Below are 13,625 nucleotides of genomic sequence, written 5' to 3'. Positions count from 1 at the left end.
GCAAAGCCGGCAATCGTCGAGCTGCCGTCCCCGGTGTAGTACATCTTGGGCTTCTTCTCCTGCAGGAGGTAGATCCCCAGCGGCGTGGCACGTGCATAGGGCGGACGCTTACGACCGGTGGTGGCGGGATTGACACTCCGGACGAGCCACTGTCCGCGAGACTCGCGCTCCGTGGTGAGGATGTTCTGATTATTTCGGTCGACGAAGATGACGTGGTCGAAGAAGACGCTGTCCGGCAGCAGCTCGAGATACTTCCGCTTCACCATATACTCTCCCTCATCGTGCCGGGCGAGGAAGATGTGGTAGAAGGAGCCGACAGAGTCGATCACGTGGACGAGTGAGCCGTCCTGAGTATAACGCACCGGCTGGAGCGTGTCACCCGGCTCGTAGAGCGCTGCCGACTGATAGCGCTCGACCCCATACTTATCGGTCACGTGCTTGTACTCGTTGCGGTGGAAGTCCTTGATCGTCGGCGACTCCCCATTCTTATTCTTCCGATTGGCGACCACCGCCCAGCGATCCGCCTCCTCGTAGAGGCTCTCGATGTAAGCGAGCCGCTCGCGTACTTGATCATACTGGACGACTCGGAAGGTATCCCGATAGTCGTAGACGGAGTCGAGGTGGTACTCCTCGAAGAGTAGCTCCTCCCGCAGGCTGATATCGGCCGCGGTGAGGGGCTTCTGCTCTTCCGGCTCCGGAGTGGTGGGGATACTGTCTGTAGGAGGCACGCTATCGGTCATCGTCTCACCGCTTGCCCCACCCCTTCCGCAGGAGAGGAGCAGCAGAAGTAGGAGCGACAGGGAGGGCAGGGTCAGGGATCGTCTATTCATTTCCTTAATGATACGAATGGATTGGCGAGACAAGATAACTAAAATCCATCGTCTATGGGTACCTTTGTCCTAACTATGGGACAGAAACTGACTATGGAGGAGATGGGAAGGCTCTCGCCGGAGGAGTACTCCGCAGCGCCTAAGTGCCCCATCCTCGTGATACTGGACAACGTACGGAGTCTGCTCAATGTGGGGGCGGTCTTCCGTACCGCCGATGCGCTGAGACTGCGGGGGATCGTCCTCTGCGGCATCACCGGCAAGCCGGGTCACGCTGATCTGCACAAGAGTGCCCTCGGCGCGGAGGAGACGGTCGACTGGAGCTACCGAGCTGACACCCTCGAGGCGGTGCGGCAGGCACGCGAGGAGGGCTACCTGATCCTCTCCGTGGAGCAGGCGCACGACAGCATCCTGCTCCCTGATGCGGCTCAGGTGATCGACGCCGACCGCCCCACCGTCCTCATCCTCGGGCATGAGGTCCACGGCATCCAGCAGGCGGTGGTCGATGCTTCGGACCACTGCATAGAGATCCCGCAGTACGGCACCAAGCACTCACTCAATGTCTCTGTCGCCGCCGGCATCGTCCTCTACACCATATCACAGCTCTACCGATGAGACGCACAGCCTTTATCATCGTCGCCGCCGGTCGGGGGGTCCGCATGGGTGCCCCGCTGCCTAAGCAGTACCTCCCACTGGAGGGTCGCCCGATCCTCGCCCATACGGTGCTGGCGGCGGCTGCCCTTCTCACCCCGGGAGATCAGCTGATCCTTGTGATCCCTCCCGATGACAACGAGAGGGTCCGCACCCTGCTGGAGGAGTACTGCCCGGGCATCTCCCTGACGCTGGTGCATGGGGGTGCGACACGTGGGGAGAGTGTGCTCCACGGACTGAGAGAGGTGTCGAAGGAGATTGAGCTGGTGGCGATCCACGACGGCGTACGCCCGATCCTCAAGCGGGATATGTGGGACCGCCTGCTCGCTGCGATGGAGAGTGGCGAAGCAGCTATCCCTGTGACCCGTCCCACAGACAGCCTTCGGGTGATCACCCCGGACGGGGACAGCATCGTCCTCGACCGAAGCCTCGTCCGCTGCGTGCAGACGCCCCAGCTCTTCACTCGCAAGGCAATCGTCGCCGCCTACGAGGCGGAGGGCGACACGACACTGACAGACGATGCCGGGCTATACAGTCGCCACTCCGGCCGCAGTCCGCTCCTCGTCGAGGGCGACCCGGACAACCTCAAGATCACCACCCCCCGCGACCTCGCCCTCGCCTCCCTGATCCTACGCGATGAGCTATAGCCTCTTATTGATTTTGTGACTATATTTGCTGGTAGTAGGTAGCACCATCAACACCTGTGAACTATGGGACATGTATTCGAAAGCCTGAAGGAGTATCTCAAGACAGCCTCCGAGAAAGAACTGCAAGAGGACTGGAGTGCGCTGGACCACCTCAATGAGGTGGGGACAGATGCCCTTGCATATGCCAATCAAATCCGGCTGACACAGGGTCTCGACCTAAGCGAACCGGATCGTCAAGAGGAAAAAGGACATTCTTTTTCCTCCAACGATATGAATTACTTAGCAGCATAAAGCAATGGCAGGACAAGGCAAAGCCGCAACATTCACCCTTAAGTCGTATCGGTTTCTCCAAGTCTCAATGGACTTTGAGGCTCAGGAGGGTGCGACATTGAGCGTCTCTTTTGACCCCTATGGAGAGTACTCCAAAGCTACCGGTGAGTACAAGCTACGACTGATCACAAGAGTTTCATCGGAGGAGAAAGAATTCATCTCCACAACACTCCAAGTGGTATTTGGATTTACCGAGCCCATAGAGTTATCCGAGATACCGGACTACTTCTATCCCAATTGTATGGCAATCGTATTCCCCTACGTCCGGTCATTCCTAAGCACATTGTCCCTTCAGGCTAACGTCCCACCAATCATCCTTCCGATCATTAATTTCTCTGACCTTCAGGGAATCCTCAAGCGCAATACAAAAGAGGTGGAGTAAGTCGTCTACGGACTAAGATGACACCAATATACCAGACTCTGGAGGACAGAGGAAATAGAGAAGAGGTTGCTATCCACGGACCCTACTTATGCCGATCTGTGGATGAAAAGGGAGAGAAGAAGAGTGGAACTAGAGAGCCATGGATGGGCGAGGGGTACTACTTCTGGGATACGCGTATAGAGGACGCTAAGTGGTGGGGCGATGAGATCTATGGAGACTCTCGGTACATCATAGGCAGGACAACCTTCGACGAGCAGTCGGGGCTACTCTTCGACACAGTGGGGCGCATGGCTGACCTGGACGACTTCCTTAAGTGCATCCGCCTGCTCCGTGACACCTATCACCCCGATAGATTGACCATCCCTTTTGTCATTGCATTTCTGAGGAGGACGGCAGACTTCCCATACAAGGCGATCAGGATGTGTCCCAGCCCGAGACGATCCTCCTCCGATCCCGATGAAGCCATAGAGTACCCGGGAGGGAAAGCAACGCTACTCATACTAAGGAGAGTACAGATTTGCTTTTTTGACAAAACACTCCTCACAGAGCCCTTCGTCATAGTCTATCCGGAAGAGACTGATCTATCCGGTAGCATAAGAGGCAAAAACTTATAGTCTAGCCTATGGCGCGACCCGGAGACGGCACCCTGCTCGGCAGCGATCTCACCTACCTGAGTGGGATCGGGGAGCGGCGTGCCCGGCTACTGGCTAGCGAGCTATCCCTCCGGACCCTGGAGGACCTGATCCTCTACTTCCCCTACAAGTACCTCGACAGGACGCAGATCTACTCGATCAGCCAGCTCACCTCCGGGCTGGCGTACGTCCAGCTGAGAGGACGCATCGTCAGCCTCGAGCAGGAGGGTCAGGGACACCGCAAGCGACTGAGGGGCTACTTCAGCGACGGCACCGGGATGGTGGAGCTGGTGTGGTTCAATAGCATCTCTTACTGGACCCGCACCCTTCGTCAGGACACCGACTACATCCTCTTCGGTCAGCCCAAGGTCTTCAAGGGCGTCATCAGCATCACCCACCCCGACATCGAGGTGGCGAGCAAGGCGGGCGAGAGCGTCGGGAGCTTCTTTCCCCTCTACCACACCTCAGAGCGGATGAAGCGCTCCGGGCTGGACAGCAAGGCGCTCTCGAGTGCCGTCCGGAGGGCATTCGATCGGGTGCAGGGGCAGATCCCCGAGACCCTCCCCAACTACTTCCTGAGCCAATATGGGCTGATGCCGAGAGCTCAGGCACTCTACGCCATGCACTTCCCCGCCGACATGACCCAGTTGGAGGAGGCACAGAGGCGACTCAAGCTGGAGGAGCTCTTCTACCTCCGCCTCAGGATGCGACTGATCCATGCCGAGCGGCAGGCGGAGAGTGGCGGCTTCGTCCTCGGACCGCTGGGGGATCACTTCATGACCTTTTATGAGAAGGGGCTCACCTTTGAGCTCACCGGTGCGCAGAAGCGCGTCCTGAGGGAGATCCGCGAGGACGTCACCTCGGGGCATCAGATGAATCGTCTCCTGCAGGGCGATGTAGGATCGGGGAAGACGGTGGTCGCACTCCTCGCGATGCTCCAGGCGGCGGACAGCGGCATGCAGGCCTGTATGATGGCGCCGACGGAGATCCTCGCACAGCAGCACTACAATACCCTCACGAGGATGCTCCGGGGACAGAAGACCTCCGTCGCCCTCCTCACTGGGTCGATGCGGAAGCGGGAGAAGGAGCGGATCACCGCTCTCGTGGAGGCGGGCGAGGTGGACATCCTCGTCGGCACCCACATCCTGATCGAGGACTATGTCCGCTTCCACGCCCTCGGCATGGCGGTGATCGATGAGCAGCACCGCTTCGGTGTCTACCAGAGGAGCCGGCTCTGGGAGAAAAACCCCGCCCTCCACCCCCACATCCTCATCATGAGCGCCACCCCGATCCCCCGCACACTCGCCATGACAATGTACGGCGACCTCGATGTCTCTGTCCTCGACGAGCTGCCCCCGGGGCGCACGCCCATCAAGACCAGCTTTGCCCTCGAAAAGGACGTGGTGGAGGTGCGGAAGTTCCTCCACATGCAGCTCCGCGAGGGTCGGCAGGTCTACATCGTCTATCCGCTCATCGAGGAGAGCGAGAAGAGCGACCTGAAGTCGCTTGAGGAGGGGTACGACGAAACCAGGAGCATCTTCCCTTCCTATCAGGTGGGTATGGTGCACGGGAAGATGAAGGCTGCGGACAAGGAGGAGGAGATGCGGAAGTTTGCCGCCGGCGAGACGCAGATCCTCGTAGCCACCACGGTGATCGAGGTGGGGGTGGACGTGCCCAATGCCACCGTGATGGTGATCACGGCGGCGGAGCGCTTCGGTCTCTCGCAGCTGCACCAGCTCCGCGGGCGTGTCGGGCGGGGCGATAAGCAGAGCTACTGCATCCTCCGTGTGGGACCTAAGGCGGGCGCCACCTCGATGAAGCGGATCCAGGTGATGTGCGACAGCACGGACGGCTTCTACATTGCAGAGCAGGATATGGCGCTGAGGGGCTATGGCGAGCTGGAGGGGACACAGCAGAGCGGCACGGCGATGAACCTCCGTGTGGCGGATCTCAGTCGGGATGTGACCGCCGTCACCTTCGCCGCCCGTCTGGTCGACTGGCTCCTCAGGGACGACCCCACGCTCTCCAAGGAGATCAACGCCCCCATCCGCGCCACCCTCGCCGAGCTGATGACCGATGCCCCCGACTGGGGCCAGATCAGCTGACCTCCATACACCACCGGCAGACTACGACTACCCTCTTCTATCGTCCGGATCACTTCATATTACGTCGGAGTGCGACCAGCAGTGAATAAAAATTGCCAAAACTGTCAGAGAGTGTGAAATAAATCAATAACTTTGCCATCAACAAAGCCGTTACGACCGGCTTTCAACTCCTTAGCAATCACGACACCACCACTCCCAGAGTGGAAGGACTTCATACGAATACAATTCACAAATACTATCGGTAGCATTATGGACACAACTATCCGACGCTTAACCGCCATAGTCGCCCTATTCATCGGCTTATGCCTGCAAGTCTACGCCCAGTCGCAGGAGACTGTGACGCTTGACCTGAGTCAGACGACCCTGCAGGAGGCACTGGACCGGGTGCAGAAGCAGACAGGCGTGACTATTACCTTCTCCCCGCAGAGCCTCTCCAAGGAAGCGAGCCGGAAGGTCTCACTTAAGGTGAGTAACGTATCTCTCAAGGTAGCCCTGGACCGCCTCCTCGAGGGGACCGGGATGACCTACACCATCACCGGACAGAAGGTGATGATCACTAAGGCCGGACCGGTCAAGGGTGGTCCGGTCACCATCCACGGTACCGTGGTGGATGAGGAGGGTGAGCCTCTCCCCGGCGTCACGATCCGGCTGAAGGGGAGCAACAGAGGCACCACCGCCAATGTCGATGGTTCCTACAAGCTCGATGTGCCCAATATGAAGACTGCCGTCCTCGTCTTCTCCCTCATCGGTATGAAGACGGAGGAGGTGAAGCCCACGAGTGCTACCGTCAATATGACCCTCCGCGAGGCAGCCGAACTGCTGGGCGAGGTGCTGGTGGAGAGTACCGGATACCAAGATACGGAGAAGCGTCTCTCCACCTCCTCAGTCGTCACCATCGATGCCTCAGATGTGCTGACAGCTGATGCCGGCTCCGTCGACCAGATGCTCTCCGGTAAGATCCCGGGACTGACCGTCCTCGGTGATGTCTCCACTCCTGGTGCTGCAGCCAAGATCCGCGTGCGTGGTGTCTCCACCCTCTCCGGTAGCCGCGACCCACTCTGGGTGGTCGATGGTATCATCCTCGACGACCCGGTGCCGCTATCGGCTGAGGAGATCAACTCGCTCGATAATGTCAACCTCATCGGTAACGCCATCTCGGGACTTAACCCGATGGACATCGAGAAGATCGATGTGCTGAAGGATGCCGCCGCCACCGCGATCTACGGTGTGCGCGCTGCCAATGGCGTCATCGTCGTCACGACAAAGAAGGGTTCCGGTGGGCGCTTTGCTGTTAATTACAGCGGCTCCGTCACCTACAACCAGCGACCCAACTACGGTCAGATGGCGCTGATGAACTCCAAGGAGCGCATCGAGGTCTCCAAGGAGATCGAGGAGCGGGGTCTTCCCTTCCTCTTCCGCGTCTCACGCGTCGGCTACGAGGGGCTGCTGATGGACCTCTACGACAGGAAGCTGACGGAGGACCAGTTCCTCCAGGGCGTGAAGACGCTGGAGGAGAATAACACCGACTGGTTTGACCTCCTCTTCCGCGACACCGCCTCTCAGAGGCACAACCTCAGCCTCAGCGGTGGCAACGACAAGGCGACTTACTACGCCTCCGGAAGCGTCGCCCTCCAGCCCGACCTCGTGAAGGGGAAAGGGGTGAATAACTACAACGGGATGCTGAAGATCAACTTCCGTCCCTCTAAGAAAGTGACCGCTCAGGTGCAATTCCGCGTCAATGGCAGCGATAAGAACTACACCTACATGAGCGTCTCGCCCTACACCTACGCCCTCCGCACCTCCCGCGCCATCGCCGCCTATGACAACGCCGGGGAGCGACTTTTCTACAATAACTCTATGGGTTTCCAAGAGGAGCTGCGCTTCAATATGATGCACGAGATGGAGCACACCGGTAATACGGTGAAGGGGAATGGCTACAATGCCATCGCCTTCCTCGAGTACCGCCCCATCCTCGACCTGAAGCTCAATACCACCTTCGGTCTCAATATGAGCAACACGCAGAGCGAGTCGTGGTTTGACGAGCAGTCCTACGAGGCGGCAAAGATGCGCCGGCTCAATTACGGCAGTCCTCTGCCCGACAACGAGAAGTTCCGCGAGGAGATGTGTACGCTGCCCTATGGTGGTATGATGAGCACCAATAACATGCGCAACCTTAGCTGGCAGTGGCGTGCTCAGCTGATCTACAACCTCCGCCGCGGACCGCACGTCCTCTCGATCAATACCGGTCCCGAGCTCCGCTCCGTGCACTACACCGGAATCTCGTCCAAGGAGTACGGCTACCTGCCGGAGCGCGGTCAGACCTTTATGTACATCGACCCGACAGTCTGGCTCGCCTATAAGAAGATGGCAGAGTACTCGAGAGACCGGATGACCAATAGCCTCTCCAACTTCGTCTCTCTCTTTGCCAACCTCACCTACACCTACGACCGGCGCTACATCGCCACCTTCAACGTCCGCGCTGAGGGGTCCAATAAGTTTGGGCAAGACCCCAAGGCTCGCTTCCTCCCGATCTGGTCGCTCTCCGCACGCTGGAATGCCCACGAGGAGGACTTCCTGAAGGATGTCAGCTGGCTCAATCTCCTTAGCTTCAAGGGCTCCTATGGTATCCAGGGTAATGTCTCCGACGACCAGACACCGAGCCTGATCATGCGCTTCGGTGACTACGAGAGCCAGAGCGAGCAATTCCAGAGCCACATCTCCAAGCTCCCCAACCCCAACCTTCGCTGGGAGAAGAATACGTCGTGGAATGCCGGCTTCGAGACCGCCCTCTTCGACAACCGACTGACCCTCTCCGTCGACTACTACCAGCGTATCGGTACCGACCAGCTGATTAATAAGGTGGTCTCTCATACCCTCGGACGTACCAATATCCAGCTCAATGCCGGTACGCTCGTCAATAAGGGACTCGACTTCATGGCCACGGTGACCCCGATCCGTACGAAGGACTGGACCTGGACCCTCAATGTCAATGGCTCCCACAATGAGAACATCGTAACCGACGGCGGTATCAACACCGACTACACCTACCTTCAGCTCCTCAATGGAAGCGTAATCCGGAATAACGAGTCGGTCAATACCTTCTACTCCTACCGCTTCAAGGGGCTGACAGAGAACGGTCTGCCGGACTTCTACGGCATCGAGCCACCCAAGGAGGGCGAGACGAGGGAGGATTTCTTTGCCCGCGCCTTTGTCAATTCCGGCTCCCGCATCCCGATCGCACAAGGCGGTATGGGGACCTCACTGAGGTGGAAAGATCTGACGCTTAACCTCTTCTTTAGTTACAGCGTCGGCAATAAGGTTCGCCTGAACGACCTCTACAACGATGGCGGTCAGACCACACCAAAGCCGCAGGAGAACCTCTCCTCCGAGCTGGTGGATCGCTGGCGTCAGCCGGGTGATGAGACGAGGACGAATATCCCCGCCATCTCCGCCAACAAACTGGACGACGTCAAGCCCGGAACAAGCCTATCGGGAGAGGAGAGCCCCTATAAGTATGAGTTTGCCCGCAATCGCTGGCAGATGTACAATAAGAGCGACCTCCGCGTCGTCAGTGGCTCACACATCCGTCTCCGCTCCGCATCGCTCGTCTACCGCTTCCGTCCGGAGCTGCTGGAGAAGACCGGCTTCGTCCGCTCCGCCAACGTGAGACTGGAGGGCTACAACCTCCTCCTCTTCGCCTCTAAGGATCTCCACGGACAGGATCCGTCTCAGATCACCCTTGGATCCCGCACGACCCCACCACTGCCCTCCTTCGCCGTGACTGTCAACTTGGGATTCTAATCGCTTACTACAGAACGGACATTTCATATTATGAAACGATATACTTCACTCGTAGCGACCACAGCTCTACTGGCGACCCTCATCCTCTCCGGATGCAAAGGGTTCCTGGACGAGTACTCGCAGGACACCATCGTCCCGACGTCTGCCAAGGACTACTCTGAGATCCTCTACGGGGATGCGTACTTCAAGGAGGAAGCACTCCCCTACAGGTACCTCGACCTACTCACCGACGACGTTATGGCGTACGCCAATACAAAGTCCGTGCAGGGAGAGGATCAGCGACGCACCGCCTTCGGATACTTCACGTGGCAGGATCAGCCTGAGCTCTCCCCTACCAAGGTGCTCAATTCCGACTACACCTGGCTGACCCTTTACCAGCATATACTCACCAGTAACATCATCATCAATCAGATCGGTGAGATCAAGGGGACCCCTGAGGAGATTGCCCGTCTAGAGGGAGAGGCACATGCCGTGCGACTCTTTGCCTTCTTCATGCTGACCAATATCTACGGCGAGCCGTACGATCCTGCCACCGCCTCCACGGCTATGGGTGTCCCGCTCAATTACCACCACTATGCCGAGGACGTTAGCTTCCCCCGTGCCACCGTGGCTGAGGATTATGCTGAGATGGTCAAGGACATCGAGGGCGCGATGACTGCCTTTGCGAAGGCGGACAATGAAGGCACCATCTACCGATGGAACGCCGCCGCCACCGCCGTCCTCGCCTCCCGCGTCTATCTCCATATGCAGGACTGGGACAGTGTCATCAAGTATGCAGACCAGGCTCTCTCGCTCAATGGCGCTCTCCACGACCTCAATAAGCTCCCCGCACCGGGCAGCGATGAGGCGAAGATCTTCCTCGGCAAGGAGAATAGAGAGATCAATTACTCCTACGGCTTCGGATGGATCCCGGAGTTCAGGACGGTCCACCCCTTCTACTTCAACGCCTCCAGCGATCTCCTCTCGATCTACAGTGAGGGCGACCTGAGGTATTACGACAAGAAGGGATACTTCATCAATGCCAATAAGATCAACGTCGGCAGCTTCTGGTTCCCTAAGTACGAGTACGTGATGGACGTCGTCAAGAGCGGTACCAAGGAGGACACTCACACCTACGGCTTTGCCATCCGCTCCGCTGAGGCGTACCTCAATCGCGCCGAGGCCTACGCTATGAAGGGCGACCTCTCCCGTGCGATGAAGGATCTGAATACCCTCCGCCGTGCCCGCATCACGCCGGAGCACGCTACGCTGACAACTCCTGCCACACAGGACGAGGCGATTCGCCTCATCCGCGAGGAGCGTCGCAGAGAGTTCTGCTTCGAGCAGCTCCGCTGGTTTGACCTCCGTCGCGAGGGTATGCCGGAGCTGCATCACACCTACATCACCGGCAATGCCAAGGAGATCGGCACCGAGGAGTACACCCTCCCCGCCAAGTCTCCTAAGTACACCCTCCCCGTCCCTCAGGTCGTCCGGGAGTCCGACGCCGTCCTCGGCGGAGGTAAGACGACCAAGTAATCCTCACCCTATAGAGAATGCAAGCGATATGATACGTCATACATCATCGACACTACTGACACTTGTCGGACTTCTCCTCCTCGCCACAGGGTGCTATAAGGAGGCACCCGTGGTATCGGAGCTCGGTAAGCCGAGATACGAGATCAAGGACGGAAGCGACTACGTCTCTCACACCATCTATGACATCTACAAGCGGACTGGAGTAAAGGTCGTCTACGACTTTGATCCAGGCAATGTCCGCTGGAACCTCGGCGCACAGCTCTCCTGGACCGACCCCCGATACACTAAGGTCGATCCCTCCGTGCCGGAGGACATGAAGGTGGTGGAGGACAATCTGCACCTCCTCGCTGACGACTTCCTCTCCTTCTACAAGGACGACTTCGCGCAGACTTACTTCCCTGTCTACATCTTCCTCACCGACAGCATCGCCAATGGCAGAGCCAATAAGCTCATCACCAACTCCAAGCGCGATCACATTGCGATCAACATGTACCGGGAGGGGGAGGTGATACGCACCAAGCCCGCCATCACTACCTGGGACGCATACCGGTCGGAGACTGTCTCTCAGCTCCACAAGACGCTCTGGGAGTTCATCTTCACCCACAGGATCAGCTGGCCGACGACCTTCAGCAACTACTCTGCCGATGCCTACGACCAGATCCTGGGACTGAGGAAAAACCTCCCGGGTACCACGGATGAGGACACTGAAAATCGGGATGAGATCCTCAAGTCCCACGGCTTCTGGGACTACAATCGGGACTTCGTCTATGCGGATGAGAAGTACAAGGCCCACAAGGACCCCTCGCTCGACATTGCCGACTACATATACCGCATGACGACCATGTCGGAGGCGGAGATCCAGGAGGCGATGGGCGACTACACGATCATGCACGAGAAGTACGATGCCCTCCGCTCCTTCATCAAGGACAAGACCGGCATGGACCTACAGACCATCGGCAACGCTGCCGCCAAGAAGCGGCAGACCCCCGGCGATTAATCACTCAGACATCACCACATAACACATGAAACACTACTACAGACTCCTCCTCACCCTACTGCTGCTACTACCGACCGGTGCCACCCGACTACAGGCCCAGGACTTCGGCGACCTGATCGGAGCAGTCATGGACAAAGAGGACGAGCCCAAGGACGACAAGGCGAAGGAGGATAAGGACGATAAGGGGAAGAAGTACTCCGATGTCATCAAGAATCCCTCCAAGACCGTGAGAGGATTTATCGACCTGCATCTCCAGAAGGGGAAGGTCTACATGGAGATCCCGGTCGCGCTCCTCGATCGACCGATGCTCTTCACCGGTCGTGTCGACGCCATCAGCGACAATACCGACGTCATCGCCGGAGAGATGCCATCGGAGCCTCTGATGGTCTCTTGGTCAAAGGACGACGAGCGCCTCTACCTCCACCAGCTCAATACCGCCATCACCGCTGACCCTGAGTCCTCGATCTACAAGAGGGTGCAGGACAATCACCTGATGCCGGTGCTGAACGCCTTCAAGATCGCCACCTGGCGTCCCGACTCCACCGCTGTGGTGATCGACGCCACGTCGCTCTTCCTCACCGACAAGGCCCCGATCACGCCCTTCCTCCCCAAGTCCCCCTTTGACTCCTTCTTCGGAGCCAATAAGCTGAGCGGGAGCTTCAAGAAGGACCTCTCCTCCATCACCGACATCAGCGCCTTCCCGCGCAATCTCAACGTCACCGTCCGCGCCGTCTACACCGTGGACAAGGAGCCCTTCACCGCGGTGATCAATGCCTCCCTCGGTCTGCTGCCGGACGACAAGGATATGATGCGTCCCCGCCTGCACGACTACCGCATTGGCTACTTCACCAATGGGACCACCAAGATCACCACAGACGCCCTGTCGATGGAGAAGGTGAAGTACATCAATCGCTGGCGCCTCGAGCCAAAGCCCGAGGACATCGAGCGGCACAAGCGAGGCGAACTCGTCGTCCCCGCCAAGCCGATCGTCTACTACGTCGATGATGCATTCCCCGAAGAGTGGTACCCCTACCTCAAGCAGGGCATCGAGGACTGGCAAAAGGCCTTTGAGGCGATAGGCTTCAAGGACGCCATCGTCGCCAAGCGCTATCCGAAGGATGACCCGAGCTTCAGCCCCAACGACATCCGCTACACCTGCCTCATCTACTCCTCCTCTCAGCAGGCCAATGCGATGGGCCCCTCCTGGACCGATCCACGTACCGGTGAGATCCTCCAGGCATCGGTATACTTCTACCACAACGTGCTGGAGCTGATCCACGACTGGCGCTTCTGCCAGACGGCGGCTGCCGATCCCTCCGCCCGCGGGCTCCACTACGAGATCTCCGTCCTCGGTCCGATGCTGCGCTACATCGTGGCACACGAGGTGGGGCACACCCTTGGCCTGATGCACAATATGGGTGCCTCCTCTTCCTACAAGGTGGAGGACCTCCGCTCCCCCGACTTCACCACCAAGTACGGCACCACCCCATCCATCATGGACTACGCGCGCTACAATTACGTCGCACAGCCCGGTGACGGCGTGACCAACTTCCTCCCACCCCTCATCGGCATGTACGACATGTACGCCATCGCCTGGGGCTACAAGCCGATCTACGAGGCTGCCACCCCGGAGGAGGAGCGTCCGATCCTCAATCGCTGGATCATGGAGAAGCAGGGTGATCGCCGCTTCGCCTACGGGCCTCAGCAGATCCTCTCCAATGCCGACTACACAGCTCAG

11 protein-coding genes are annotated in these 13,625 nt (G+C 58.5%); 10 read left to right on the top strand and 1 reads right to left on the bottom strand.

The features are described 5' to 3' along the window. Positions 1 to 830, bottom strand: an 830-nt coding sequence (locus tag Q0F21_RS02205; RefSeq protein WP_297236975.1) for a murein L,D-transpeptidase, incomplete at its 3' end; no start/stop codon positions are given. Positions 831 to 905: 75 nt separating this feature from the next. Between Q0F21_RS02205 and Q0F21_RS02200 the strand changes: the two genes are divergently transcribed. From Q0F21_RS02200 to Q0F21_RS02155, 10 genes are all read left to right on the top strand, one after another. Continuing rightward, positions 906 to 1,442, top strand: coding sequence for an RNA methyltransferase (locus Q0F21_RS02200; protein ID WP_297236973.1), 537 nt, complete (start codon positions 906 to 908; stop codon positions 1,440 to 1,442). Continuing rightward, complete coding sequence (gene ispD, locus Q0F21_RS02195; protein WP_297236971.1) at positions 1,439 to 2,125, top strand: 2-C-methyl-D-erythritol 4-phosphate cytidylyltransferase; 687 nt, start codon at positions 1,439 to 1,441, stop codon at positions 2,123 to 2,125. The genes Q0F21_RS02200 and ispD overlap by 4 nt, the downstream gene beginning before the upstream one ends. A 63-nt stretch (positions 2,126 to 2,188) precedes the next feature. After that, positions 2,189 to 2,416, top strand: a complete 228-nt coding sequence (locus tag Q0F21_RS02190) for a hypothetical protein (protein ID WP_018107432.1) — start codon at positions 2,189 to 2,191, stop codon at positions 2,414 to 2,416. 4 nt (positions 2,417 to 2,420) lie between these two features. Beyond that, entirely contained in the window at positions 2,421 to 2,837 is a 417-nt protein-coding gene (locus tag Q0F21_RS02185; RefSeq protein WP_297130271.1) for a protein-export chaperone SecB, read from the top strand. A gap of 17 nt (positions 2,838 to 2,854) precedes the next feature. Further along, on the top strand, positions 2,855 to 3,451 hold the full coding sequence (locus Q0F21_RS02180; RefSeq protein WP_297236969.1) for a hypothetical protein: 597 nt from the start codon (positions 2,855 to 2,857) through the stop codon (positions 3,449 to 3,451). Positions 3,452 to 3,459: 8 nt separating this feature from the next. Then, a complete protein-coding gene (gene recG, locus Q0F21_RS02175; RefSeq protein ID WP_297236967.1) occupies positions 3,460 to 5,574 on the top strand; it encodes an ATP-dependent DNA helicase RecG in 2,115 nt (704 codons plus the stop codon). Positions 5,575 to 5,823: 249 nt separating this feature from the next. After that, positions 5,824 to 9,375 carry a SusC/RagA family TonB-linked outer membrane protein gene (locus Q0F21_RS02170; RefSeq protein ID WP_297236965.1) on the top strand — a complete coding sequence of 1,184 codons (3,552 nt, stop codon included), beginning with the start codon at positions 5,824 to 5,826 and terminating at the stop codon, positions 9,373 to 9,375. A gap of 30 nt (positions 9,376 to 9,405) precedes the next feature. Next, entirely contained in the window at positions 9,406 to 10,890 is a 1,485-nt protein-coding gene (locus tag Q0F21_RS02165; protein ID WP_297236963.1) for a RagB/SusD family nutrient uptake outer membrane protein, read from the top strand. Positions 10,891 to 10,918: 28 nt separating this feature from the next. Beyond that, a complete protein-coding gene (locus tag Q0F21_RS02160; RefSeq protein ID WP_297236961.1) occupies positions 10,919 to 11,887 on the top strand; it encodes a hypothetical protein in 969 nt (322 codons plus the stop codon). Between the two features lie 25 nt (positions 11,888 to 11,912). Further along, the coding region (locus Q0F21_RS02155; RefSeq protein WP_297236959.1) for a zinc-dependent metalloprotease at positions 11,913 to 13,625 on the top strand (1,713 nt) is incomplete at its 3' end.

The organism is uncultured Porphyromonas sp. (assembly GCF_934359325.1).
GTDB lineage: Bacteria > Bacteroidota > Bacteroidia > Bacteroidales > Porphyromonadaceae > Porphyromonas_A.
The sequence above is the reverse complement of the archived record's forward strand: the minus strand, read 5'-3'. Positions and strand labels throughout refer to the sequence as shown.

What these genes read in the sequence shown, in the direction of transcription:
- Q0F21_RS02180 (WP_297236969.1), top strand. Translation starts at nt 2,855, where the DNA reads ATGACACCAATATACCAGACTCTGGAGGACAGAGGAAATAGAGAAGAG.
- Q0F21_RS02160 (WP_297236961.1), top strand. Translation starts at nt 10,919, where the DNA reads ATGATACGTCATACATCATCGACACTACTGACACTTGTCGGACTTCTC.
- Q0F21_RS02165 (WP_297236963.1), top strand. Translation starts at nt 9,406, where the DNA reads ATGAAACGATATACTTCACTCGTAGCGACCACAGCTCTACTGGCGACC.
- Q0F21_RS02170 (WP_297236965.1), top strand. Translation starts at nt 5,824, where the DNA reads ATGGACACAACTATCCGACGCTTAACCGCCATAGTCGCCCTATTCATC.
- ispD (WP_297236971.1), top strand. Translation starts at nt 1,439, where the DNA reads ATGAGACGCACAGCCTTTATCATCGTCGCCGCCGGTCGGGGGGTCCGC.
- Q0F21_RS02185 (WP_297130271.1), top strand. Translation starts at nt 2,421, where the DNA reads ATGGCAGGACAAGGCAAAGCCGCAACATTCACCCTTAAGTCGTATCGG.
- Q0F21_RS02200 (WP_297236973.1), top strand. Translation starts at nt 906, where the DNA reads ATGGGACAGAAACTGACTATGGAGGAGATGGGAAGGCTCTCGCCGGAG.
- recG (WP_297236967.1), top strand. Translation starts at nt 3,460, where the DNA reads ATGGCGCGACCCGGAGACGGCACCCTGCTCGGCAGCGATCTCACCTAC.
- Q0F21_RS02190 (WP_018107432.1), top strand. Translation starts at nt 2,189, where the DNA reads ATGGGACATGTATTCGAAAGCCTGAAGGAGTATCTCAAGACAGCCTCC.